The sequence below is a fragment of the Alteromonas sp. V450 genome (genome assembly GCF_001885075.1).
Lineage (GTDB): Bacteria > Pseudomonadota > Gammaproteobacteria > Enterobacterales > Alteromonadaceae > Alteromonas.
This window is the reverse complement of sequence record NZ_MODU01000004.1, coordinates 1,851,344-1,877,367: the sequence shown is the minus strand read 5'-3', so window position 1 is coordinate 1,877,367 and position 26,024 is coordinate 1,851,344. Positions and strand designations below refer to the sequence as shown.

Annotated in this window: 22 protein-coding genes and 1 pseudogene; 19 read left to right on the top strand and 4 right to left on the bottom strand. The window is 44.6% G+C overall.

The window, feature by feature from the left end:
* Positions 1 to 133: 133 nt before the first annotated feature.
* A complete protein-coding gene (gene suhB, locus BK026_RS08230; RefSeq protein ID WP_071817556.1) occupies positions 134 to 910 on the bottom strand; it encodes an inositol-1-monophosphatase in 777 nt (258 codons plus the stop codon).
* A 255-nt stretch (positions 911 to 1,165) separates the two neighbouring features.
* On the opposite strand from suhB, the gene trmJ reads away from it, so the two are divergent.
* Entirely contained in the window at positions 1,166 to 1,930 is a 765-nt protein-coding gene (gene trmJ / locus BK026_RS08225; RefSeq protein WP_014950182.1) for a tRNA (cytosine(32)/uridine(32)-2'-O)-methyltransferase TrmJ, read from the top strand.
* 5 nt (positions 1,931 to 1,935) lie between these two features.
* On the top strand, positions 1,936 to 2,760 hold the full coding sequence (gene cysE / locus BK026_RS08220; protein WP_071815430.1) for a serine O-acetyltransferase: 825 nt from the start codon (positions 1,936 to 1,938) through the stop codon (positions 2,758 to 2,760).
* Positions 2,761 to 2,786: 26 nt separating this feature from the next.
* Here cysE and BK026_RS08215 read toward each other — a convergent pair whose 3' ends face one another.
* A complete protein-coding gene (locus BK026_RS08215) occupies positions 2,787 to 3,389 on the bottom strand; it encodes a TetR/AcrR family transcriptional regulator (protein ID WP_177247893.1) in 603 nt (200 codons plus the stop codon).
* Positions 3,390 to 3,530: 141 nt separating this feature from the next.
* Between BK026_RS08215 and BK026_RS08210 the strand changes: the two genes are divergently transcribed.
* The 4 genes and pseudogenes from BK026_RS08210 to BK026_RS08195 form a co-directional block, all read left to right on the top strand.
* On the top strand, positions 3,531 to 5,024 hold the full coding sequence (locus BK026_RS08210; RefSeq protein ID WP_071815428.1) for an NAD(P)/FAD-dependent oxidoreductase: 1,494 nt from the start codon (positions 3,531 to 3,533) through the stop codon (positions 5,022 to 5,024).
* On the top strand, positions 5,021 to 5,944 hold the full coding sequence (locus tag BK026_RS08205) for an alpha/beta fold hydrolase (protein ID WP_071815427.1): 924 nt from the start codon (positions 5,021 to 5,023) through the stop codon (positions 5,942 to 5,944). The genes BK026_RS08210 and BK026_RS08205 overlap by 4 nt, the downstream gene beginning before the upstream one ends.
* The gene (locus BK026_RS08200) at positions 5,934 to 6,746 is read left to right on the top strand and encodes an SDR family oxidoreductase (RefSeq protein ID WP_071815426.1); all 813 of its coding nucleotides are present in this window, start codon (positions 5,934 to 5,936) and stop codon (positions 6,744 to 6,746) included. The genes BK026_RS08205 and BK026_RS08200 overlap by 11 nt, the downstream gene beginning before the upstream one ends.
* Before the next feature lie 367 nt (positions 6,747 to 7,113).
* Positions 7,114 to 7,227: pseudogene (locus BK026_RS08195) on the top strand (transposase); the annotation flags it as partial.
* 89 nt (positions 7,228 to 7,316) lie between these two features.
* Here BK026_RS08195 and BK026_RS08190 read toward each other — a convergent pair.
* Positions 7,317 to 9,887, bottom strand: a complete 2,571-nt coding sequence (locus tag BK026_RS08190; RefSeq protein WP_071815425.1) for a bifunctional diguanylate cyclase/phosphodiesterase — start codon at positions 9,885 to 9,887, stop codon at positions 7,317 to 7,319.
* 3 nt (positions 9,888 to 9,890) lie between these two features.
* Positions 9,891 to 12,743, bottom strand: a complete 2,853-nt coding sequence (locus BK026_RS08185) for a CheR family methyltransferase (RefSeq protein WP_071815424.1) — start codon at positions 12,741 to 12,743, stop codon at positions 9,891 to 9,893.
* A gap of 745 nt (positions 12,744 to 13,488) precedes the next feature.
* On the opposite strand from BK026_RS08185, the gene iscR reads away from it, so the two are divergent.
* The 13 genes from iscR (at position 13,489) to BK026_RS08120 (ending at position 26,016) form a co-directional block, all read left to right on the top strand.
* On the top strand, positions 13,489 to 13,974 hold the full coding sequence (gene iscR / locus BK026_RS08180; RefSeq protein WP_071815423.1) for a Fe-S cluster assembly transcriptional regulator IscR: 486 nt from the start codon (positions 13,489 to 13,491) through the stop codon (positions 13,972 to 13,974).
* Between the two features lie 18 nt (positions 13,975 to 13,992).
* A complete protein-coding gene (locus BK026_RS08175) occupies positions 13,993 to 15,159 on the top strand; it encodes an IscS subfamily cysteine desulfurase (protein WP_071815422.1) in 1,167 nt (388 codons plus the stop codon).
* Between the two features lie 394 nt (positions 15,160 to 15,553).
* Entirely contained in the window at positions 15,554 to 16,990 is a 1,437-nt protein-coding gene (gene sufB / locus BK026_RS08170) for a Fe-S cluster assembly protein SufB (protein WP_014950176.1), read from the top strand.
* A gap of 3 nt (positions 16,991 to 16,993) precedes the next feature.
* Positions 16,994 to 17,755 carry a Fe-S cluster assembly ATPase SufC gene (gene sufC / locus BK026_RS08165; RefSeq protein ID WP_014977037.1) on the top strand — a complete coding sequence of 254 codons (762 nt, stop codon included), beginning with the start codon at positions 16,994 to 16,996 and terminating at the stop codon, positions 17,753 to 17,755.
* Positions 17,752 to 19,008 carry a Fe-S cluster assembly protein SufD gene (gene sufD / locus BK026_RS08160; protein WP_071815421.1) on the top strand — a complete coding sequence of 419 codons (1,257 nt, stop codon included), beginning with the start codon at positions 17,752 to 17,754 and terminating at the stop codon, positions 19,006 to 19,008. Before sufC ends, sufD begins: the two co-directional genes overlap by 4 nt.
* On the top strand, positions 19,005 to 20,222 hold the full coding sequence (locus BK026_RS08155) for an aminotransferase class V-fold PLP-dependent enzyme (RefSeq protein ID WP_071815420.1): 1,218 nt from the start codon (positions 19,005 to 19,007) through the stop codon (positions 20,220 to 20,222). The genes sufD and BK026_RS08155 overlap by 4 nt, the downstream gene beginning before the upstream one ends.
* Positions 20,223 to 20,231: 9 nt before the next feature.
* A complete protein-coding gene (locus tag BK026_RS08150; protein WP_014979828.1) occupies positions 20,232 to 20,588 on the top strand; it encodes an iron-sulfur cluster assembly accessory protein in 357 nt (118 codons plus the stop codon).
* Positions 20,589 to 20,638: 50 nt separating this feature from the next.
* On the top strand, positions 20,639 to 21,172 hold the full coding sequence (sufT, locus tag BK026_RS08145) for a putative Fe-S cluster assembly protein SufT (RefSeq protein ID WP_071815419.1): 534 nt from the start codon (positions 20,639 to 20,641) through the stop codon (positions 21,170 to 21,172).
* 59 nt (positions 21,173 to 21,231) lie between these two features.
* Complete coding sequence (locus BK026_RS08140) at positions 21,232 to 21,642, top strand: SufE family protein (protein WP_014950170.1); 411 nt, start codon at positions 21,232 to 21,234, stop codon at positions 21,640 to 21,642.
* Positions 21,643 to 21,914: 272 nt separating this feature from the next.
* Complete coding sequence (gene ndk, locus BK026_RS08135) at positions 21,915 to 22,346, top strand: nucleoside-diphosphate kinase (protein WP_012519000.1); 432 nt, start codon at positions 21,915 to 21,917, stop codon at positions 22,344 to 22,346.
* A 418-nt stretch (positions 22,347 to 22,764) separates the two neighbouring features.
* Positions 22,765 to 23,883, top strand: coding sequence for a bifunctional tRNA (adenosine(37)-C2)-methyltransferase TrmG/ribosomal RNA large subunit methyltransferase RlmN (locus tag BK026_RS08130; RefSeq protein ID WP_014977032.1), 1,119 nt, complete (start codon positions 22,765 to 22,767; stop codon positions 23,881 to 23,883).
* Positions 23,884 to 23,907: 24 nt separating this feature from the next.
* Entirely contained in the window at positions 23,908 to 25,011 is a 1,104-nt protein-coding gene (pilW, locus tag BK026_RS08125) for a type IV pilus biogenesis/stability protein PilW (protein WP_071815418.1), read from the top strand.
* A gap of 6 nt (positions 25,012 to 25,017) precedes the next feature.
* Complete coding sequence (locus tag BK026_RS08120; RefSeq protein WP_071815417.1) at positions 25,018 to 26,016, top strand: RodZ domain-containing protein; 999 nt, start codon at positions 25,018 to 25,020, stop codon at positions 26,014 to 26,016.
* The last annotated feature ends 8 nt before the right edge of the window (positions 26,017 to 26,024 follow it).

Sequence of the window (26,024 nt, the reverse complement as noted above, 5' to 3'; positions counted from 1 at the left end):
GCATCTATGATGCGGTTTTTTTATGCCACATGGCTACAAAAAAGGCGCCATTAAATAGCGCCTTCCTTCAATAATTTCCTTAGGGCTCTACGTGTTCAGCTATGTAAGGTGTTGAGCTTACTTAAGGTACTTCTTACTTAAGATGTTTAACTAGGCCTTGAACAACTTTCACGCTGCCAGCAACAATTTCGCCTTTGTGAAGTGGGTCGTTTCCGCCTTTAAAATCTGTTACCAAACCGCCGGCTTCACGAACAATCAGTTCACCCGCTGCGATATCCCAAGATTTAATGCCGCGCTCCCAGTAACCGTCGTGACGACCAGCTGCAACGTAAGCAAGGTCTAGCGCTGCACTACCTGCGCGGCGAATGTCGCCCACTTCGTGGAAAATTTTGTTAAGGCTTAGCGCATATTCGCCAAATTGAGATTTGTTCTTAAACGGTAAGCCAGTAGCAATAATGGTTTCAGAAAGGTCACGAGGCTTAGAAGCACGAATACGATAACCGTTAAGCTGCGCGCCTTGACCACGGCTCGCGGTGAATAGTTCGCTGCGAATTGGGTCGAAAACAACCGCTTGATCTAAGCGACCTTTGTGAAGAAGTGCAATTGAAACGGCAAAGTGAGGAATGCCTTTTACAAAGTTAGTGGTGCCATCTAATGGATCGATGATCCACTGATATTCAGTTTCTGTGCCCAAAACTTCACCCGATTCTTCGCCAAGGAAGCAATGGTTCGGGTAAGACTGCTGAATTTTGGCAATAATTGCTTGTTCTGCTTCTTTATCAACTTGAGTAACGAAGTCGTTCAAGCCTTTTGCCTCTGTCGCTACTTCATTATGTTTTTCAAAACCACGAACAATAACTGTTCCAGCCGCACGCGCAGCGCGCACCGCAATATTCAGCATAGGATGCATAGATAAACCACCAATTGTAAAAGACCAATGAAACAAACCAGCTGTATAAAAAATAGCTAGTTGTTTACGAAAACGGGCGGAGTCTACCAGAATATATGCACGATGCAAATGAAATCCCAGCACAATAGCGTGAATAGCCATCTATACTGCCGCTGTGTTAAACTTCACACTATTAAAGTCTATAAGATAGTGCGCCAAGATCGCGAATTATCGAATTAAAGACGCTATCCAAATAAGTACGTAGGTATTACACGCATGCTCGAGAATATTCGCATTATTTTAGTTAACACGTCTCACACGGGAAACATCGGCTCGACAGCAAGAGCTATGAAAACCATGGGGCTGAGCAGCTTATATCTTGTCGACCCAGTAAATGAGCCAGACGGCCAAGCCAGTGCATTGGCGGCAGGGGCTGGTGATGTGCTTGCTAACGCGAAAATTGTAAGCACGCTGGAAGAGGCAGTTAAAGACTGTGGCTTGGTAGTAGGGACATCTGCACGCTCTCGCACGCATTCATGGCCTATGTTAGGCCCGCGCGACTGTGGCGAAAAGCTGGTCCAAGAAGTAGAAAAGTACCCGGTCGCCTTGGTGTTTGGGCGTGAGAACAGTGGTTTAACTAACGAAGAATTGCAGCAATGTCACTTCCATATGTGCATTCCAGCTAACCCTGAATATAGCTCGCTTAACCTAGCGGCTGCAGTTCAAACACTGTGTTATGAAATTCGCATGGCGTATTTAAATCGCGAAACTTATCCAAGCGTTGAAGAAGAATACCCGCTAAATGACGATTTAGAGCGTTTTTATACCCATTTGGAAACCACGCTGGAAGGCACCTCGTTCATTCGTAAAAGCCACCCAGGTGTGGTTATGACTAAGCTGCGCCGCTTGTTTAACCGAGCACGCCCTGAGTCTCAAGAGCTTAATATATTACGCGGTATATTGGCGTCTATCGATAAATCGGTGAAGAATGCTAATTCAGGCGATGCAGACCCTGCACCAGCGATAGAAGAAAAAGAGTAAACACTATGTTCGCCCGTATAAAAGATGATATTCAAGGTGTCTTTCATCGCGACCCAGCGGCCAGAAACACCTTTGAAGTATTGACTAACTATCCAGGTCTTCACGCAGTATGGCTGCATCGCATTAGTCACAAACTATGGAAGGCTGAATGGAAATGGTTGGCACGTACCTTATCAACGTTTAGTCGTTGGCTTACGGGGATTGAAATTCATCCTGGTGCCACGTTAGGACGGCGGGTATTTATCGACCACGGTATGGGTGTGGTCATTGGTGAAACCGCAGAAATTGGCGATGATGTCACCCTTTACCACGGCGTTACGCTTGGCGGTACTAGCTGGAAAGCGGGTAAGCGCCATCCAACCCTCAAAAATGGTGCAGTTGTCGGCGCTGGCGCCAAAGTGTTGGGGCCTATTGTTATTGGTGAAAATGCCAAAGTAGGGTCTAATTCGGTCGTGGTAAAGGACATTCCTGACGGTGCTACCGCGGTTGGAATTCCTGGCCGCGTTATTATTTCCAAGCAACAAGATGCAAGTGCTACCGTTAACCCGCAAAGAGACAAAATTGCGCAAAAATATGGGTTTGATGCCTACGCCGTAGCGCCAGATAACCCTGACCCGGTAGCCAATGCTATGGGCATCATGCTTGAACACATGCACCAAATGGACACCAAAGTGGAAGAGATGTGCAAGGTTATTCAATCTTTGGGCGGTGAAGTATGCACGGAGAACTTGCATAACATTAGCGCTGAAGATTTCGCTGAAACGGGTTTCGACCTAACGGAAAACCAAGAGCGAGAGAGGGCGCATTCCTCTTTCGATCCTGCGATATAAGAAATGGCTGTAGGCAGCGGAGCGCTTTAATTTAACTGCAACTGGTTAACTGTGCCTATAAAAATAGCAAGCGACGTATCAATAACATCGTCGATATCGGCTTGATATTGGCTGTTTACCCATACCATTGCACTATTAATTAAGCTGCCTGTTAGCGCCGCACCAACAAACTGCATTTGCGTATCAGATAGTTGTTTTTTGGCAGGTAAAGACGAAGTTAAATAAGACATCATCAAAGCGGCAAAATCTGCTGAGCAACGACTATAAAGCCGGTCAACGCGTTCACTTACGCCTAATACTTCGGCGTGCGTGATTCGGGCAAACTTTGGGTCAGACATGGATCGATAAAAGCATTCTAACCCCGGGCGAATGCGCTGCGACGGCTCGCTATTTTCTCTTGCTTTTTCAAGCACCTCTTTTAATTGATGACGAAAATCATCCATCAGTTTCTCGTAGCAGGCTACGAGCAAATCTTCTAAGTTCGAGAACGATTCATAGAAATAACGGTTTGTTAACTCTGTTTGTGCCGTCAGCATACGCATAGTTGTAGACTGAAATCCCACAGTGCCAAACAGTAAAATACCTGCTTCAATAAATCGCTGGCGGCGCAGCACAATTCTCTCGGACATTGAGATGCCCGAATACGTGCGCTCTGTTGATGCTTCGGATGTTAAAGAATTATTTTTCATAGTCAGCATATTATGCATTGACGGCTCGGTTGCAACAACATATATTAAAGTGAAAACGCTTGTTATCACTTTGAGGTTTGCATGCAAAACACAGTGCCATTTTTAGATGTATTGATTGTCGGAGCAGGTATTTCAGGTATCGGCTGCGCTTACCACTTGCAAAGTAAGTGCTCGGACTTGACCTACTCCATCATCGAAGCTCGTGCAGATCTGGGAGGGACCTGGGATCTATTCAAATACCCTGGTATTCGTTCAGATTCAGACTTGTTCACGTTTGGGTACGACTTCAAGCCTTGGAAAGAAAAGAAAGCTATTGCTGACGGTAGCTCCATCAAGGCATACATCGAGCAAACAGCAAATGAGAATGGCATCAGAGAAAAAATACGCTTTTTAACACGAGTTGTTGAGCTAAATTGGCAAAGTGATAAGCAGTATTGGTTAGTGACCTTACGCTCAGAAGAAACAGGGCATACTGAAAAAGTCGCAGCCAGATGGGTTTTTAATGCATCGGGTTATTATCGTTATGACAAAGGGTATACACCTGAGTTTAACGGACAGTCGAGTTTTTCAGGTGACATCATACATCCCCAGCAATGGCCCGAAAACTTAGAGTATGAAGGTAAGCGCGTAGTTGTAATAGGAAGTGGCGCTACTGCTGTCACATTAGTACCTTCAATGGCAAAAGCGGCTTCTCACGTAACCATGCTGCAACGAACGCCCTCGTACGTATTGCCCGTTCCAACACAAGACCCTATAGCGAAGCATTTAAGACCTCTAGTCGGCGATAATTTAGCTTTCAAAGCTGCTCGGCGATTTAATATTGCGAAGCAGCGTTGGGTATATGCTTTTTGCCAACGGTTTCCCAATCGCGCTCGAAAAATTATACGTGATTTGAATGCTAAAATGCTGCCTGAAGGATTTCCGGTTGATACGCACTTCAACCCCCCTTATAACCCATGGGAGCAGAGACTCTGCGCAGTACCAGGAGGAGACCTGTTCAAAGCGTTATCAAATGGTAGTGCATCGGTAGTAACAGACAATATTAAAAACTTCACAGAAACAGGTATTCAACTTGAATCTGGTGAGCATATTGATACAGATATAATAGTTACTGCTACGGGACTTAATCTGCTGCCACTAGGGGGGCTCGTTCCGAAAATAGATGGAAAGGCAGTATCGCTTCCTCAGTGTGTTACATACAAAGGGATGTTACTAAGTGGCGTGCCTAACTTTGCTATTGCAGTAGGGTACACATCCTCTTCTTGGACTTTAAAAATAGGTCTTCTGTGTGAGCATTTTACGCGGTTATTGAATCATATGAAGCAGCACGATTATTCACAATGTACGCCTATTGCAGACCCAAAAATGGAAACACAGCCGCTGTTAAATTTCGGTGCAGGATATATTCAACGTTCAATCGAGCAGTTACCGCGTCAGGGGACCCATTTCCCTTGGTCTATGTCTTGGAACTATGCAGAGGATGTAAAGATATTTCGTAAAGGTAAGGTGGACGATCCTGCTTTGGTGTTTGAGAAGAGCCTTGAGACAAAAAATACTGCCGAGGTGGCACTATGAGCCTAGCCTTACACCAGGAACAATTTATTACGCTAAAGAATGGGGATACGTTTTGCTACGCGGAACATGGTAACGACACACAAGGTACAATTTTGCTTATTGCGGGCCTTGGGCTGCAATTAGTGTACTGGCCAAGCGCCTTAATAGAGCGGTTGGTGACTAGCGGTTACCGAGTGATTTGCTTTGATAACCGTGATGCGGGACGTTCAGTTCGAAGCACCACTCCTCACCCCAGTTTGCTCCAACAGTTACGAGGAAAAGCGCCAAATGGAGCATATGGGCTAGAGCGTATGGCAGAAGACACTGCGCAGCTTTTGGAAGGGCTAAACATCAACAGTGCACATGTAGTTGGTATGTCGATGGGAGGAATGATTGCGCAAACACTGGCAAGCATTTACCCAGATGTTGTTGATTCAATGACCTCTATATTTTCAACTACTGGAAGTAGAAAAGTAGGCCAACCCTCTTACTCTACGTTATGGCGAATTGCCAGAGCGAAGGCACCGAAAAGTGAAAGTGACGCGATTATAAATTATCGCGCCATGATGACTCACATAGGCGATATCAATGCAGAAGGGGCGATAAGTCAATGGCAGCAATATGCAAAGCTTGCGTGGCATCGAAACGGTTCTAAAAGTGATTCAAAAGCTGTATTTCGCCAAATTGGCGCCATTATGAAATCAGGTGATCGCACTCGATTACTCAACAAAGTGTCAGCCCCCACATTGGTCATTCACGGTGATGTTGATCGCATGGTGCACCCAAGTGGCGGTGTTGCAACAGCAAATGCTATTTCTGGAGCAAAGCACCAAGTGTTACGTGGCCTACGTCACCAAATAGATACGATACAGTCTCATCGAATAGCCGACAGTATATTAGGCCATATAAAATTACACACGGGGCATAAACATGAAGCTTAAAGGAAGTGTCGTAGTATTAACGGGTGCCGCAAGTGGAATTGGTAGAGCATTAGCTATCCAGCTATGTGCATCGGGGTGCAACTTAGCGCTCGTCGATCGCGATGAGGGTGGATTGAAAGAAACAGTATCGTGCTTACCATCTCACAGTCAGAGTGTAACCTTGCATATTTGTGATCTGTCTATAGCCGAAGATGTGAAATCGCTGCCACATGAAATTCTCATAAAACACAATTCTATCGATTTGCTGATAAATAACGCAGGAGTAGCACTTGGAGGTAGTTTTGAACAAGTTAGCGAAACAGATTTTAACTGGCTAATGAAAATTAACTTTGACGCTCCAGTTTCGCTTATTCGCGCCATATTACCGACTATGCGCAAAGTCGGTAGTCCCACAAAAATAGTCAATATTTCAAGTCTTTTCGGGCTAATTTCTCCACCTGGGCAGGCTGCATATAGTGCTAGTAAGTTCGCCATTCGCGGTTTTAGTAATGCCCTTAGATATGAATTGAGAGATACAAATGTAACCGTCTTAGTCGTGCATCCAGGGGGCATTGCCACGTCGATTGCTGATAATGCTAAAGCACCTGCAAGTGCTAGTGACGCTGAAATATTTCGCCAGCGCAGATTGATGAACGCATTTCTTAAGTTTCCACCTCAAAAAGCGGCGAGTGTGATTATTAAAGCTATTGAAAATGATAAGTCCCGTTTGCTCATAGGGCTCGATGCAAAAATTTTGTCGTTTATCGAACGGTTGATGCCAGTATCTTATTGGGGCGTGATTGGAAAACTGATGAAACGATAACGAGTAAACTTTTTTCGTTAAACTAGAATATTTATTATTCATAAAAAACGTTTGTATTAATCAATTGTCGTTTCCAGTCCAAAGCTGGAATGCGGCTTCTTGTGTTCAGGGAAAGTTGAGGGCGAGTTTCTAATAGCCCTCTTCAAAAGTTTCTAGAAAAAGACTGGAACGAAGTCATTTCTCCAGAACTGAAGTGGAATGAAGATATAGCACTTAAAAATCAGCTCAACACTACGCGCTCGGGATGTGAGAACAGGCGTCGCTATACTTCAATATATATCGATGGGGGCTTGTATGCAAAGTTTGAATCGACCAGACTTCTCTAGACACTTAATTGCTTTATAATTATGTGTACTAAGGAGAAAAGATGTCTCAGCGATTTACAGAAGAATTTAAGATACAAGCCGTTAAACAAGTTACCGATCAAGGTTATTCGGTGGCAAGCGTTTCTGAGAGGCTGGGAGTGACTAGCAGTTCGCTAATTCACAGTTTAATGGCACCTATGTGCGTAAAGCAGTCGTTGGTTTAAACGCGTTTTTGGACATAAACGAGTTGCACTTATGATGAAAGCTAAGGCCCTTTAGGTTGTCCTTTCAACAGCTCTTGTAATTCATCTAAATCAATGGGTTTACTATGAAAGTAACCTTGCCCCAAATTACATCCCTGAGATTTTAGCCAATCAGCTTGTTCTTTTGATTCCACCCCTTCAGCAACACTGTGGCAATCTAACGCTTTGATTAGGCCAATGATGGCTTTGCAAAGTCTTTGATTTTTTTTATGGGTCAAAATGCCATCAACGAACGACTTATCTATTTTTATCTCGTCTACGGAGAAATTGGATAAATAACCTAATGAAGAATAGCCCGTGCCAAAATCGTCTATTGAAACCTTTATCCCTTTTTCCCTTATCTCCTGAATCGTGGCGATATTCTCGTCGGTGTCTTTCAACAAGATTGACTCTGTGATTTCCAAGGTTAAATGTTTGTAAACCACCTTGCTTAATTTACCGATGCACCCCATCAAAAACGAAGGGTCTTTAAAGTCTAAGCTCGAAAGGTTCAGTGATACATTGTTAAGAGACAACTTATGTATCTTCGTAACTTGGATCAGTTCTGCTGCCTTTGAAAAAACGTGTTCGGTTAATTCGTGGATTATTCCTATTTTCTCAGCGACGGGGATAAATTCATCTGGGCCTACAACTCCCAACTCTTTATTATTCCATCTTAGCAATAGTTCAACGCTTTCAACACACTCAGTTTGGTAGCAAACAATTGGCATGTACGCGACTGTCAGTTCGCCTTTGCTTATTGCGCTCCTTAAGTGCCTCTCTATTAACTCCTCTCGTGTGAGTCTGTTTAAAATAGACGGGTCAAAGAACTCAAACGTCTTTCGTCCGTTATCTTTGGCAGAGTAGAGAGCCGCGTCTGCATGTTTTAATAATAAATTGAATGAATGGCCATCGTCCGGATATTTAGCAATACCAATCGAGATTGCCGTATTTATTTCTTTGTTCTTGATATAAAACGGGGCTTTTGACGCATTGATAAGCTCATTGGCTTTATCCCAAAGGTGCCATTCTGGCAGGCCATCAAATAAGAGCAAAAACTCGTCGCCACCAATGCGGAACAATTGGTCGTCGTCCCGAATAACATGCTTAATTCGCTCCACCAATGCTTGAAGTAATAAGTCTCCAACCTCGTGCCCATGCACGTCGTTGGTCACTTTAAATAGGTCAAGGTCAAACAAAAAAACACTAAAGTTTTTGGTGTTTTTCTGATTTAGTAAGCCGTCTACAACTATTTTGAGCTTTCTGCGATTTCCACAATGAGTTAACGGGTCGTAATGAGCTAAATCGTATATCTCTTTTTCTTTTTGTTTTTGGTCGGTTATATCCCTAAACACTGCTATGTAATTGGTTGGTTTGGGAGCATATTTAGGATAACTGGTCACGCTTAACCATTGCGCGTAGACCTCGCCGTCTTTTCGTTTGTTCCATATTTCACCTTCCCAAGTGCCATACTCTTGTATTGACTTCCAAAACATCCGGTAAAACGCTTTATCTTGCCTATCCGATTTTAAAATACTTGGTTTTTCACCAATGACTTCCTCGGTGACGTATCCGGTTATCTCCTCAAATGCCAAATTCACTTGAATAATATTTTGTTGGGCATCGGTGATCATGATTGCCTGTGTGCCCTCATTAAACACTCTTATGGCTAGGCTTAGCTCTTGCTCTTGGATTATTCGTTGTGTGTCGTCATACAAAATAAAGCCAGCACCTGTAGCCTTCCCATCTTCCAAAATAGGGAAGCATCTAAGGTAAAGGTATCGGTTGGACACGCCATTTGAGTCAACAACTTCAATCGTGTTTTTCCAGCTTCGTTTCGACAGTAACTCTTGTCCTAAATAGCTAACGATAGGGTTAGCCAGTGCTTTAGGTAGGTGCTCAATTAGATTTTCAGACGTTGTTAACGCAAAGAAGTCGAGCAGGTGTTCGGAGCAACTTATTACTTCGCCATCCACATTGGTGACCATCAACATTTCTTTTGCGTTGTCTAACAACTTGGTAAATAAACTTTGCTGCTTTAAAAGCTGCTTGTCACTGGTTATGTCGTGCAAAATAAGTAAACAAGTGTCCTGTGCGCTAACAGGGTTTAACAGCTTTTTAATGTAGCCTCGGTAAGTACGGTGGCCGTCTATTAATTCAATATTGACTTCAAGACTCTCGCCAACCATTTCTTTTTTTGTGCTATTTACACGTTGAAAAATGGTCTGGCTTGTCTGCGTGTCAAATATACTCGTGAAGGCGACTTGATTTAACAGTTTATATTTACTGAGCTTAAATAACTCTTTTGCAGCTTGGTTGCTTTCCAGAATATTTAAACGCGTATCTACCACAAAGCTTGGCAAAGGCGATAATGCAAACAACGAAGAGTAATACTGACGTAACACTTGGTTGTCGTTATTACTTTCCGACAACGCAACATTTTGCATTTCCAATTCTGTTTGATAGACATGTAGAGACTCCATCAATTGTTGGATTTTCTCTTCTGCGCCAGTATGACTGTTTGCTAGCGCCTCATCTACGCGTGCAACTTCCCTATTTAACTGGGCCTTTAAATCATCAATTCGGCTACGCATTAACTACTGTTCCCACTTGGTCACATTCGTGTGTGTCACTACTGCTTTGTATTCTTCATGTAGAATAGGTTCAACGGTCATCACAAACCATCGTTTTTCTGTTGGCGAATGGCATGGGTATTTATGAGAGAAGTTCAAGGCCTGCCCTGATAATACGCTTTCTACTCCTTTTTTAACCATGTCATCGTCAGCGCCTTTACACACGTCCAAATAATTAATACCTACCCCCAACAACTCGGCTTCATTCCCAGTGGCATTTAGGTTAGCGAAACGCTGCCAAGCTCGGTTCACCAACATAATTTCACCGTGTTTATCCAGCACAGCAATATGTTGTGGCACAGAGTTCATAACAGCCTGAAAAGAACCAAAGCCTTTAGTCTCAATAAATGAAATAACCGCCCCATATTGATTTTGGGACGGCACTTCGTAGCTCATTAGTTTCGCAATATAAGCGCTTCCGGTTTCAGCCTTAATTTCACGCTCTTTGGTTTTCCCGGTCGCAATAACTCGAGCAATATCTTCAAACAGTTCTGGGTAGATAAGGTTGTGTACAATTTCATCAAGTGGGCGGCCGTGGTCTTGCTCCCTTATTCTAAAGATGGATTGAGCATCTGGCGTAAAGCGTGTCACACAGACGTCAGCGTCTACAAACACACTGGCAAAGCCTGTGGAACTCGACATGACATCTAAGTCGGCGTTAATTTGATTGAGTTCACTCATTTTTTCGTGATACTCGGCATTTACCGTGTTTAGTTCTTCATTAACTGACTGTAACTCTTCATTAGAGCTTTGCAGCTCTTCGTTAGAAGCCATTAGCTCTTCATTAGTTGATTGCAGCTCTTCATTGGTAGTTTCAAGCTCTTCAATGGTACTTTGCAAGCTTTCTCTTGTGGCGTGTAACTCAATTTCGAGTTGGTTAATGCGATCAGTATTTACCTGATTCACATCAACTGGCTCGCCTCCCTCAGACGTCAGTAACTGCTCTTTTTCTAAAAGCGAAATAGCATAGTAAGCAGGCAAATCATCCTGCTTAATTGCCCAGCCTATTAGTTTTACGAATCGTGGCTCTTGATTGTTTTCATTGACTTGAACAATGTCTGAGCTTACCTTGCCATCCTCTTTATTCAGGCGATAAATTAACGCTAACGCCACAGGTGAGAGCTTTTCAGGCAAAAGGTTGCCTATATGATTGTTTAATGCGCCCGGCTTTATTTGTAATAAGCCAGTGTCTTCACCATAAACATGAATGACTTCAAAACTGTTGTTTACAAGGATGGAAAGTGGGGTGAATTCTCGCTTAATTAACCTTTCAGCATCATATTGTGCTTTATTAACCTGCATTGGCTTAACGGTTGAGGATGAGACTGGCACTGAGCCATGCCTGCTAACAGAAAAGTTTAAATTATTAAAAAGATTCGTTGAGCGTCGAATGCATGAAAACAGCTTGTTTTTTCGGTCCAGTAATTTGAAATTTTCGATATTGGTTACCAAGCTCTCGCTTTTACCCAAGAACAAATATCGACCTTCTTTTACGGCGTGTTGCAGGCGTTGCATGGCCTCAAGTTGAGCTTCGCTTTTAAAGTAAATAAGCGTATTACGACAACTCACCAAGTCCATTTTGGTAAACGGGGCGTCAGTGAGTAAGTTATGTACTGCAAACACCACTTTATCTCGAATTTTACTTTTTACATTGAGCTGATTTCCATCTTTGGAAAAATACTCGTCAATGTAATTCTGCGGCACTTCAGTTAGGATTGCGTCTGGATAGATCCCTTGCGAAGCCGTATTAATAACATCAGGGTTCACGTCAGTTGCAAATACTTTAAAGCTACAATTTTTGTTGTGCGAATGTATCGATTCATCAAATAGCATTGCAATACTATAAGCTTCTTCCCCCGTCGAGCACCCGGCCACCCATATTCTTAATTCATCTGAACCAGAGCTACTTTCAACCAGTTTATCGATGACCATTGACTTTAAATGAGAAAATGCGGCCTCATCTCTAAAGAAGTTGGTGACGGGGATCAACAATTCGCTTCTAAGCGCCATCGGCTCGACGGGATCTGATTCAATAAAGTTTGCATAGGCATGAAAGTCAGGTATGTGCTTCACCTGCATGCGCCTCTCTACACGACGTTCAACCGTTGCTTCTTTATATAAATTAAAGTTAATACCGTACTCGTCATTTAGTTTGTCGAGTATTCGTTTTAACTGAGCAGGGGCACTGAGATCTTCGCCTTGAGCTACTTTAGGCGCTTTTGCGACTGGCTTAACACCCATCGTTAAATAACGCGCTATCATGTTGGGCATGTCCTTGGCGGATAAAACATGGTCAACAACCCCAGTACTCATAACGCTATTAGGCATGCCATCAAAGCCAGCTTCACTTGGCTCTTGTGCAATAACAAATCCCCCCATTGCGTTGACCGACAATGCCCCTCTAGAACCATCAGAACCAGTACCAGATAAAACAATAGCTATGACCTTGTTTAACTCATTTTGCTGGAGAGATTGGAGAAAAATATCTATGGGCAATGTCAGGGAGCCATCATTCTTTTGTTCAACAACGAACACATTATTACTGAGGGCGATTGTCGTGCCCGCTTCTATCAAATACACCGTATCTGACTCAACATGCATCCCTGACTTAATCATCTTGATTGGCATGCTCGTATAACGATTGATTAAATCGTCCATCATACTTTTATAACTGGATGACAGATGCTGAATAACAACATAGCTTGCGCCAAAGTCATTAGGACAATTTTTAAAAAATGTTTCTATTGCCTCTAAGCCGCCAGCAGAAGCGCCTATACACACGACATTAGTTTCAGAACGTGATTGAGTTTTTGGCATAGTGGAGTTCATGTTGTTTGTATTCTGTTCATAGAATAGCAAAGCTGAAAATTCAATCCATTGATTTACTGTGCTTTATAATAATTATTTAATTCGCTGAATGTTTGTGTGAGAGTAGTATACGAGGCACTTAGAGATCGTTTTTAAAAGTCTCTAACCCTTTGATACTCCATTCAATTCATAGACAACTTATCAAGTTAGAATGCAAGTTTTTTTTCACGCAACTTTAAAGATTTTACATTAAACTTTTTTGGGCAAAAGTGAGTTAGCTTGTGCGTCCGCTTCTGGCACAACTCGGAAGTTTGAAGCCTAAACCCTGAGGGCCTGCTCCTTGTCTATAACGGTCTGCTGTTGCTAAAGGTCGAGGTCCGCAATCCGATTAGATCCGCATATTGATGTCACTCTATCGCTAGAATATGCGCTATTACCTTCCACGCGATATGATTACACGACAAAGTTACTTGGTAATGAAACCGCCATCTTCCCTTAGCAATCAAACTAACCCAAATCAACGCACTACCAACGAGCGGCTATGTTAGATGCTCTGTTGGAAAAAATACGAAGCTTGAAAAAACACCACAGCTAGATCACACGTCCATTCTGGCTTAGCATTCCAGACTCGTTAGAAACCATTCCAGCTCTGGATTGGAAGCTACAAATACCTGACTAGTTTACTGGGTCTTATACTTGACCATTTTAGTCGGGTATGTGAAAATTCCCGCACTACAAACGGCGGGAGAATACAATGAAACTCACTTCGAAAGGGCGCTATGCGGTTACCGCAATGCTTGATGTCGCTTTGCATTCAAAGCGTGGTCCAGTGCCTCTTGCCGACATTTCAGAACGACAAGAAATTTCTTTATCTTACCTTGAACAGCTTTTTTCTCGATTGCGTAAAGAACAGCTGGTGGACAGTGTTCGAGGGCCCGGTGGTGGCTACTTATTAGGCCGTGAAGCGAGCGAGATTGCCATAGGCGAGGTCATCCGCGCTGTCGATGAATCGATTGATGCAACACGCTGCCAAGGCCAAGCTGACTGTCAGGGTGGTGACCGCTGCCTTACGCATAGCTTATGGCAAGATTTAAGCGATAGAATTTCCGTATTTTTAAATTCAATAACGTTAGGCGAATTGATGGCGAAACGTGATGTTCAAGAGGTTGCAGGGCGTCAAGATAATGCAGCTTCTCTGCGCAACATCGCCAACGATATTGAAGTAAGTATTCAACTTTAAATTGGTATTGAGTAACGAATGGCTTTATCAACACCCATTTATTTAGATTACGCAGCAACTACACCGGTAGACCCAAGTGTGGCCGAGGCAATGGCAAAATGCCTAACGCTAGATGGCAACTTTGGTAATCCAGCGTCTCGTAGCTATCGCTTTGGCTGGATGGCAGAGGAAGCGGTTGATGTTGCTAGAAATCAAATCAGCGACGCGCTTAATTGTGACCCTAGAGAAATTGTTTTTACTTCGGGGGCCACTGAATCGAACAATCTTGCAATAAAAGGCGTCGCCCAAGGTTATGCCAATAAAGGTAAACATATCATTACCGTTAACACCGAACATAAAGCGGTGTTAGATACCTGTGAGTACTTACAAAGCCAAGGCTTTGAGGTTACCTATCTTGAAGTATCACCAAACGGTTTAATTGGTTTAAATGATCTCGAAAACGCGTTGCGCGACGACACTATTTTGGTGTCAGTGATGCATGTGAACAATGAACTTGGCGTTATCCAAGACATTCAAGCTATTGGCCAGCTTTGTCGTGACAAAGGCGTTCTTTTTCATGTTGATGGTGCGCAAAGTGTTGGCAAAATTGCCATAGATTTAGCTGAGCTGCCGGTTGATTTGCTGTCTATATCAGCGCACAAGGTATATGGCCCGAAAGGTATGGGGGCGCTATTTGTGCGTCGCCGTCCGAAAATCAATCTGGTGGCACAAATTCATGGCGGTGGTCACGAGCGCGGTATGCGGTCGGGTACACTAGCCACTCACCAAATTGTTGGGATGGGTGAAGCCATCGCGCTAGCCTCCTCAAAAATGGAAGAGGACAGTGCGCGCATATTAGCGCTGCGTGAATCGCTGTGGCAGGGCCTTCAGCAGCTCGACGATGTCTATTTAAACGGCCACGCTACACAGCGTATCCCGGGTATTCTAAATGTGAGCTTCGCGGGTGTAGACGGTGAAAGCTTGATGATGGGCTTAAATGATATTGCCGTATCTTCAGGGTCGGCATGTACGTCAGCGAGTTTAGAGCCTTCTTATGTGTTAAAGGCGATTGGCCGCAGCAACGAATTGGCGCATGCAGGAATTAGATTCAGCGTGGGGCGTTTTACGACCCAAGAAGACATTGATTACGTAATACAAAAAGTAGTGGATGTAACCACAAGACTACGCCAAGCGGTTTCAGCATAAACGTCTATACCGTCGTTGAGCACGCGTTTTTGTAGTAGGCAAAGCGTAGTTAGTGTTAGCGCATTCTTTTTTATTTTAGTGAATGTGGAAGAAAATTAATGCGCGTTTGAAGGAAATTGACCTTTAAGCAGCGTTTAAAACACGTAAGTGGCCATAAATTAATGGCTGAATATTTGAGTGAAATAGTCGGGTATTATATACTACGGCACCAAAATTTTAGGCTGTCCGCAATGTAACTGGCAGTTTCGACAATGCTGTTGGGGAATTACCCAAGTAAATTAAGTTGTTGAAGTTGAAAGTCTATATAAATTACCAAGACCGTGGGGTGATTTATTTGCCAGTTAAGTAGAAAGGTTAGTGGCAGCAAATGCAGGCAAACAAGTGAGATCCCAACATGAGTGAACAGATCGAACAGGCGTTAGAAAGAAAGTACGATGCGGGTTTCTATTCAGAAATCGAATCGGAAACGTTTGAAAGCGGCCTGGACGAGTCGGTTATCCGCCGCATATCAGCAATGAAAAACGAGCCTGAATGGATGCTTGAATGGCGTTTGAAGTCTTATCATGCATGGCTGGAAATGGAAGAGCCAGATTGGGCGCATGTCGACTATCCGAAAATCGATTATCAGGCCATTTCTTATTACTCAGCACCAAAGAGTATGAAAGATAAGCCTAAGTCGCTAGATGAAGTTGACCCTGAGCTACTTCGCACCTATGAAAAGCTGGGCATACCTCTACACGAGCAGGAAATGCTGGCAGGCGTTGCGGTAGATGCGGTATTCGACTCGGTATCGGTTGTAACTACGTTCCGTGATAAGCTTGAAGAAGCGGGCGTGATCTTTTGCCCAATTTCTGAGGCAGTACAGAAGTACCCAGACCTTGTAAAGAAATACATCGGTTCGGTAGTGCCGCGCACAGATAACTATTTTGCTGCGCTTAACAGCGCCGTGTTTACTGATGGTTCATTTGTTTATATTCCAAAAGGCACACGTTGCCCAATGGAGCTTTCTACTTATTTTCGTATTAACGAAATGAACACCGGTCAGTTCGAGCGTACCTTAATCGTCGCCGATGAAGGCAGCTATGTAAGCTACCTTGAAGGTTGTACCGCACCACAGCGTGATGAAAACCAGCTGCATGCGGCAGTGGTTGAGCTAGTGGCAATGGACGACGCGCAGATTAAATACTCAACGGTACAGAACTGGTATCCGGGTGACGAGAACGGTAAAGGCGGTATCTACAACTTCGTGACAAAACGCGGTGTAGCGCATACTAATGCGAAAATCTCGTGGACGCAGGTTGAGACGGGCTCAGCGGTTACGTGGAAGTACCCAAGCTGTGTACTTAAAGGTGACAACAGTGTAGGTGAATTCTACTCAGTAGCGCTAACGCGCGGTCGCCAGCAGGCTGATACCGGTACTAAGATGATCCACGTGGGTAAAAATACCAAGTCGACCATCATCTCTAAAGGTATCTCAGCGGGTAACAGTAATAACGCCTATCGCGGACTAGTCCAAATGGGCCCTCGCGCAGACGGAGCACGTAATTTCACCGAGTGTGACTCGCTACTTATCGGTGACAAATGTGGCGCGCACACATTCCCGTATATCGAAAGCCGTAACCCTTCAGCCATTGTTGAGCACGAAGCAACAACATCGAAGGTGAGCGACGAACAATTATTCCTGTGTCAGCAGCGTGGTTTAGACACAGAAAAGGCCGTTTCTATGATTGTTAACGGTTTCTGTAAAGAAGTATTCAAAGAGCTGCCAATGGAATTTGCCGTAGAAGCCGGCAAGCTGCTCGAAATTAGTCTTGAAGGTTCAGTGGGGTAATCAATGCTTAGTATCAAGAATTTACATGCCAGCGTGGAAGAGAAGAACATCATTAAGGGTCTTAACCTTGAAGTTAAACCTGGTGAAGTACACGCTATCATGGGCCCCAACGGAGCCGGTAAAAGTACACTAGGCTACGTCCTATCTGGTCGTGATGGTTACGAAGTAAGCGAAGGCGAAGCCACGCTTAACGGTAAAGATCTACTAGAGCTTGAAGTAGAAGAACGTGCCCGCGAAGGCCTTTTCCTTGCGTTCCAATACCCAGTTGAAATTCCTGGCGTAAGCAATATGGAATTCATGAAAGAGTCAGTTAACGCTATGCGCGAACAGCGCGGCGAAGCGCCATTAACTGCTGCTGAGTTTTTAAAGAAAGCAAAAGAAGCGTGTAAGCAAGTACAGCTTCCATTGGATTTCTTGAAGCGCGGTGTGAACGAAGGTTTCTCTGGCGGTGAGAAGAAGCGTAACGAGATCATGCAAATGATTTTGCTTGAGCCAACGCTTTGTATTCTTGATGAATCAGATTCTGGCCTTGACGTTGACGCGCTACAGGTTGTTGCCGACGGCGTTAACAGTCAGCGCGATGGCGAGCGCAGCTTCATCGTTGTTACCCACTACCAGCGTCTTCTAGACTACATCAAGCCTGACTTTGTACACATTCTTGCCGACGGCAAAATTGTGAAAAGCGGTGACGCGTCACTAGCGCTAGAAGTAGAGAAGAGCGGATACGCATTCCTAGGTAAAGCGTACGAGGAGGCTGAAGCATGAGTCAATGGCTAGAACAGGTCATTGATGCGGCGCAAATCTCCGATTACTTAGCGCCCGTGCGTCAGCAGGCCTTAGAAAAGTTAAAAGCTGATGGTTGGCCAGCCCGTAGAAACGAAAGCTGGCGCTTTACACCGTTAACGCCTGTAGAAAAGCGTGATGCAAAACAAGCGGTTCAAGCAGACAGTTTACCGGTACCCGCTATCGATAACCTAGATGCTATCGACCTTGTATTTGTAGACGGTGTATTGGTTACGCAGGTTAACACGCTAGATGTGCCAGCCGGTATGAGTATTACGTCACTAAACAGTGATGATGCGGCTACCCAGCAAGCTATTAGCAGTGTGTATGGTCAAGTTAAACCAACTCGTCATATGTTTGGCCTAGTTAACGACGCGCTGTGCCAACACGGTGTATTTATTAATGTTGAAGCGGGTGCGAAGATTGACACGCCAATTCGCATTGTGAATATGGCCTCGCAGAACGTTGATGCCCATACGCGTGTGGTGGTGAAGGTTGCTGAAGGCGCAAGTGCTACTGTTATCGAACAAGGTTTTGGCGATACAGAAAGTTTAACCACTGCGTTTGCTGAATATGACTTGGCTGACGATGCGCATCTAGAGCACTATCGTTTTGCCATGTTTACTGGCAAAGCCAAGCAATTAGGCGGTAGCCACTTCAAACTGCATAACCGCACCACGCTTAACAGCACCATGGTGGGCTATGGAAGCGAGCTTTCGCGTTTAGATGTAGATATTCATCACGCCGGCGAATTTGCCGATGCGAAAATGAACGCCATTTACCTTCTGGCAGAAGGCGAGTTATTTGACCTTCACTCCACCATTGAGCACGCCATGCCTAATGGCACAACAGAAGAAAACGCGCGTGGGATTGTAGGCGATAAAGCACGTGCCGTGTTCAATGGTCGCATTCATATTCATCGTGATGCGCAAAAGACATTGGCTGAACTAAATAACCGAAACTTGTTGCTATCTCGCCGCGGCGTTATCAACACCAAGCCAGAGCTTGAAATTTATGCTGACGACGTAAAATGTGCGCACGGTGCAACGGTTGCTGAAATTGAAGAAGAAGCCTTGTATTACATGCTTACCCGCGGCGTTTCTCGCAGTAAAGCACTGGTAATGCTCAACTTTGGCTTCATTCAAGAGCTTATCAACGATGTGCCAAACGTAGCAGTACGTGAGTGGCTTGCGCCTATCTTGAGCGAGCGTTTCGCCCAAATGGAGGTGAAATGAGCTTAGACGTTGCAGCACTTCGTGCCCAGTTTCCTATTTTATCTAAAACGGTAGACGGCAAGCCGCTGGTATACCTAGATAACGCGGCAACAACGCAAAAACCTCAGGCCGTTATCGACGCCTTAGTAGATTTTTATACGGGGACGAATGCAAACGTGCACCGCGGTGCGCACCATTTATCGGATGAAGCCACGCGCCGTTACGAAAATGCACGTACCAGCGTTGCAAAGTTCATTAACGCGAAAGCGCGTGAAGAAGTTATCTGGACGTCGGGCACCACGGAAGCCATCAATATAGTCGCCAATGGTCTTGGTCAACTTCTTAGTGAAGGTGACGAAGTGATGGTGACTGAACTAGAGCACCACGCTAACTTGGTGACCTGGCAGCAAGCGTGTCGCCGCTCTGGTGCAACACTGAATGTTGTACCTATTTTCGACAGTGGCGAGTTAGACGTAGACGCTTTCGATAGACTGCTGTCTGAAAACACTAAGCTAGTGGCGTTTCCTCATGTATCAAATGCACTAGGAACGGTTAACCCAATTAAACTGCTTACTGAAAAAGCGAAAGCGGTTGGCGCATGGGTGCTGGTTGATGGCGCACAAGGTATTGCTCACGGCGGTGTTGACGTTCAAGACATTGGCTGTGATTTTTACGCATTTTCAGGCCACAAGCTATTCGGCCCAACTGGCATTGGCTGTCTGTGGGGCAAAAAAGAGGTGCTAGAAACCTGGCCTGTTTGGCAGGTAGGCGGCGAGATGATCAAAGACGTGACCTACCATGAAGCCACATGGGGTGCATTGCCAAATCGTTTAGAAGCCGGTACGCCAAACATTGCAGGTGCCATTGGTATGGGCGCTGCAGTAGATTGGTTTAGTGCCCTTGATGTACAAGCATTACACGAGCACGAGCAGAAGCTACTTGCTTACGCTACCGAGCAAGCCGAAGCGCTTGACGGCATGCGTATCATCGGTACTGCACCTAATAAGGTAGGCGTGCTGAGCTTTCTACTTGAAGGCGCGCACCCAGCGGACGTAGGCTTTATTCTGGATAGACAAGGTGTTGCAATCCGTACCGGTGATAACTGTGCACAGCCGCTAATGAAGCGTTTTGGTATTCCGGGTACTGCCCGTGCGTCGTTCTCAATTTACAATACGCTTGAAGAAGTAGACAGCCTATTTGCTGCGCTTAAAAAAGCAAAAATGATGTTGGCCTAAGGAGGCATTATGAGTGTTGAAACTTTCGTACCTAGTACAAAACTCATTTCGCTAACTGACAGTGCCGTTAAGCATTTCGAAAGTAAGCTTAAAGACAAGCCTGGTCAGTTAATTCGTTTATCGACAAAAGTCAGCGGCTGTACAGGTTACGCTTACGTGCTAGATTTCGCAGATAGTGCGCAAGCCGATGACGAAATTGTTGAAATTTCGCCAGTACTTAACGTAGCTGTGGCTGCAGATGCCACCGACCTACTGCGTAATACAGAGATTGATTACGTTACAGAAGGTGTGAACGGCGTCATTAAATACAACAATCCAAACGTGGTTGATGAGTGCGGATGCGGTGAAAGCTTTAACGTAGGCTAAGTGCCACGTTAAAGTTCATCAGTGGAAGAACAAAGAGTAATAAGTAGTTTATGAAGCAAAAAATGGTGACCACCGAGCGTGACTGTAAAGCGCGCTTAGTTCCCGCGGGTAATCCAACCGTGATCCCTGAAGGCGAGTTTGTGAATATCACCCAAGAGCTCGGTGGTAACTATACGGTAACGTGGCGCGGTAACATGTACCGCATCGACGGTACTGATGCAGGTGCTATTGGCCGTAAAGCGATGACATTAAGCTTTGACGCGCCAGAAGATGGCAACATTAGCGAGCAGCAAGTGTGGGACGCGTTAGAAACTATTTATGACCCTGAAATTCCCATTAACCTTGTATCGCTCGGCCTTATCTATAAAGTGGATGTTGATCAAGCATCTGGTGCCGTAAATATCGATATGACGCTTACAGCACCGGGCTGTGGCATGGGGCCAGTTTTAGTTGGTGATGTGGAATATCGCGTAGCTATGGTGCCTCATGTTAAAAACGTGGAGGTTGAGTTGGTTTTCGACCCAGCTTGGTCACGAGACATGATGAGCGAAGAAGCTCAGCTTGAAGCGGGTCTGTTCTTCTAGTCATCCACGCAGTGAAATTTAATCACACAACTTTTCAAATAAATTAAGCGGAAATAGCAATGCAACTACCTAGCAGTGACGAAATTATTGATGATCTAGCGTTCTTCGACGATTGGGAACAGCGTTATCAGTACATCATTGATTTAGGGAAATCTATTCCGGGCTTGCCTGAAGATGCTAAAACCCCCGAGCGTTTGGTTAAAGGTTGTCAGAGCAGCGTTTGGTTGGTGGAGTCTTATGACGGCAATAAAATCAACTTTGACGTGGACAGCGATGCAGTTATCGTTCAAGGCTTACTTGCGTTAGTACTTGCTGCTTATAATGACAAGACGCCAACAGATATTTTGGCGTTTGATATTGACGGCTATTTTGAAGCATTAGACCTAGAGCGTCATATCACGCCAACTCGCGGTAATGGCTTACGCGCCATCGTGGGTAAAATTCAAGAATTAGCAAAAGCCAACGCTTAACTTTTTAAGCGTTGGTTTCTTTACGCCGTTTTAGGGTCTCATAGAAAAGGCAGGGCGCAGATACAGTTGCCGGTAACCACGTATCGCGCAAAATATTCTGTACGCTGTCATCATATTGTCATCGCTAACAGGCTATCCTTTCTCTACATTTACGCATAAAAACAGTACTTTATATCTGATTTGATAAAGGCTCTGGTCAAGCTGCTATTTATTGCCTATAATTCGCGGCCAAAATTTTAAAGATACATACACTATTTGTTTGGAGAGAGAACATGGCTCTTGAGCGTACTTTTTCGATTATCAAGCCTGATGCGGTAGCTAAAAACGTAATCGGTGCAATTTACAACCGTTTCGAATCTGCAGGTCTTCGCATCGTGGCATCTAAGATGATCCACATGAGCAAAGAGCAAGCAGAAGGCTTCTATGCAGAACACAAAGAGCGTCCTTTCTTCGGCGCACTTGTAGACTTCATGACGTCTGGTCCGGTTATGGTTCAAGTACTAGAAGGCGAAAATGCTGTTCTAGCTAACCGTGAAATCATGGGCGCAACTAACCCAGCTGATGCAGCTGCAGGTACACTACGTTCAGACTACGCTGCGTCAATCGACGAAAACGCAGTTCACGGTTCTGACGCACCTGAATCAGCAGCACGTGAAATTGCTTACTTCTTCTCTGAAGAAGAAATCTGCCCACGTACTCGCTAAGCGAAGACTGGTTGTTTGAAAAGCGGGGCCCTCGGGCCCCGTTTTTGTTTGTAAGTGTCTGAGCACGCTTTATGCTGCTTTGCTCGGCGCTCATTTAGGTGCACTAAACCACGCTTCTCGCGCATTGTCTAAAACGCGCTCAGTCACTTACAAAGGTCACGAGCACGCTTTATGCTGCTTTGCTCGGCGCTTATTTAGGTGCACTGAACCTCGCTTCTCGCGCATTGCCAAGCTTAACATTTCTCTGCGTTAAATCGGCTTTTTCTCAAATCTCATTTGTGGTAAAATCCGCGCAAATTTTAATCAGTGATTTTCTTTTTCTTAAATGTCGCTCAAGACATAGTCGAATCGCTGATTTTTACACCGTATTCAGTAGTAAGAGGGGGCATCCCTCGAAGGTAAAAGGGTCATCTTATTCATGGCAAAAACTAACTTATTAAACTTAAATCGCGAAGGCTTGCGCAATTTCTTTAAAGAAATGGGCGAGAAGCCGTTTCGTGCCGATCAGGTAATGAAATGGATTTACCAGCACGGTATCAGCGATTTCGAGGAAATGAGTAACCTCAATAAAAACCTTCGCGCGATGCTCATTGAAAATTGCGAAATTAAAGCGCCTGAAATTGCATACTTTCAAGAAGCGAGCGACGGCACTATTAAGTTTGCACTTACCCTTGAAGGTGGTCAGGAAGTTGAATCTGTTTGGATCCCAGAAACTGACCGTGCAACGCTTTGCGTGTCATCACAGGTAGGTTGCGCGCTAGAGTGTACTTTCTGTTCAACCGCGCAACAGGGGTTCAACCGTAACCTAAGCGTGAGTGAAATTATTGGGCAGGTATGGCGTGTAGCTACTTTCCTTGGTCTTTCAAAAGACTCAAGCAAACGCCCTATCACCAACGTAGTAATGATGGGCATGGGTGAACCATTGCTTAACCTTAAAAACGTTGTACCAGCAATGGATATTATGTTGGACGACTTCGGTTTCGGCCTGTCCAAACGCCGCGTTACCCTAAGTACATCTGGTGTAGTACCTGCGCTAGATATGTTGGGCGACCAAATAGATGTGGCATTAGCTATTTCACTACACGCCCCCACCGATGAGTTACGCAACGAAATCGTGCCTATCAATAAGAAATACAATATCGAGGCATTCTTGGCAGGCGTACGCCGTTACTTGGCTAAGTCTAAAGCGAACCAAGGCCGCGTAACAGTGGAATACGTCATGCTTTCAAATATCAATGACAGCACTGAGCAGGCGCACCAACTGGCAAAGGTATTGAAAGACACACCAAGTAAGATAAATTTAATACCTTTTAACCCATACCCAGGTTCTCCTTACACATGCTCGAGCAACTCTCGCATCGATAGGTTTGCAAAAGTGCTTATGGAATATGGGTTTACCACTGTTGTGCGTAAAACACGTGGTGACGATATTGACGCTGCTTGCGGCCAATTGGTTGGTGATGTTGTAGACAGAACCAAAAGAATGTTAAAAAAACAGGTGAAGGGCGAAGCAATTTCGGTAAAAATGGCCCAATAATCATTAAGATATTAGGGTAAGACAATGCTATTGGATTTGCGAACATCGATACGAGCTGGACTTTTAAGTACCGCTCTTTTACTGGCTGGATGTGTGAGCAGTGGCTCAACAGGTGGTTCTGGATTTGATTATGAAGAGGCCGCAAAAACGCGAGTCTCTCTTGGCCTTACCTATCTTAAAAACAACAATTATACGCAGGCAAAGCAAAATCTAGATAAAGCCTTGAAGTTCAATCCGCGTTCGGCCGATGTGCAGTTTGCAATGGCATATTACTATCAGCTGGTTGGTGACAATGGCAGAGCTGAAGAATTTTATGAAACCGCGATGGATATAGCCCCTGATAACGGTAACATTACTAACAGCTATGGTGCTTTTAAATGTCAGTTAGGACAATATTCAGAGGCAAAAACATATTTTTTACAAGCCATTGAAAATCGTCTTTACGCTAACGCTGCGCAAACCTATGAGAATCTGGCGCTTTGTGCGCAAAGTCAGGGGCAACAAGACGAAGCAATCAATTACTTCAACGAGGCGTTAAAGCATCAGCCTGCAAGACCAAAAACCTTATTTTTGTTGGCAGAACTGTACAGTGACTCAGAACAATGGGATCAAGCTAAAAGAACCTTAGAACGATACGAAAGGGTTGCTCGCGTGTCTCCTGATTATTTGTTTTTGTCATATGAAATCGCGAAGGGGCGGTACAATTACGAAGCCGCCCAAAGTTACGGCGAGATGTTGCTTTCAATGTTTCCAGACAGTGCTCAAGCATTACGCTTTAAAGAGCAAAGAAGCGCGCTAACAACTGGCAGTGTGCGTACTCTAAAGTCTACTTCGCCAACGCTATCAAAAGAGAAGTCTAGTAACGCTGACGCTGCTAAGCCGTTAGAAAACCGAAATGCTGATATTAATACCTCAATGAAAGCGAGCGAAGCGGCATCGCTTGCGGGTGTTTCTGCACAGTCCGCTAAATTCCATGTAGTAAAAGAAGGCGAAAACTTATATCGTATTTCTTTGTTGCATAACATCCGTATGACTAAACTGCAAAAGTGGAACAAGTTGCAAAGTTCTGGCGCTATTATTGCTGGACAAAAGATTTGGCTAGTGCCACCCGAAATGCAGGAGGAATAGAATTTAATGGTGTCAGAAGAAAACGCGAACCAAGAAGTGAATTCGCAACAAGAAAAAAGTACGCCAAGTCCAGGAGAAATGCTAAAAGCTCGCAGGGAGCAACTTGGCCTTTCTCAACAAGATATAGCGAGTAAGTTATTTTTAAAATCTCAACAAATCAATGCGTTGGAATGCGACATTATTGATGAGACTACATCTATTACCTTTACGAAGGGCTACGTAAGGAATTACGCTAAACAACTGGGTATGAACTCGCACGCAGTCATTGAAGCGTTTGAGCGGTTTCATAACCAAACGTCTGTTCCTTCATCTGAAAAGCTACAGAGTTTTTCGAAACGTGTCGCAAAACAGACACATGATGACCGTTGGATGATGGTCACCTATGTCATCCTGTTGCTTATTGTTGCTGGTGTGGTCGTTTGGTGGTACCAACAACCCAGCGATGACACGGTTGATGATGTTTCCCTAGCAGAAACGATTAAACGAGAAGCCGCAAGCGCCCCTGTTCCTTTAAACGATAACGCCTCGAATAACAATTCGTCTACCAATGACTTAGTGATAAATGAAAGCACTGATTCAGAACCACTAGCAGGCCTAGCCGAATCAGAAATAAGTGATTCAAACGACGGCGCTGGCGATGATGTGAACTCAGCGCCAAGTACCCCTGTCGATGAAAGTAATAATTTATCTACGCTGGTCGAAGCTGTTCAAAGCGAGGACGCAGAGCTCCCCAACCTTGTTACAGGCGCACAGGCAAGTGCGCAACCCATTTCAATGGTGTTTGCATTTGATGATGATTGCTGGGTTAACATCAAAGATGCTTCTGGAGAGCCAATAGCCTACGGCGTAAAGCAAAAAGGGCGTATAATGGAAATTCAGGGTGTTCCGCCTGTTGAAGTTACGCTCGGTGCACCGGATAATGTGCGAATAACAATTAACGGCGAGCCAGTCGATATTTCTTCTTATCAAAATGGAAGAACCGCTCGCTTTGCACTTCCTTTATAGGTATTTAG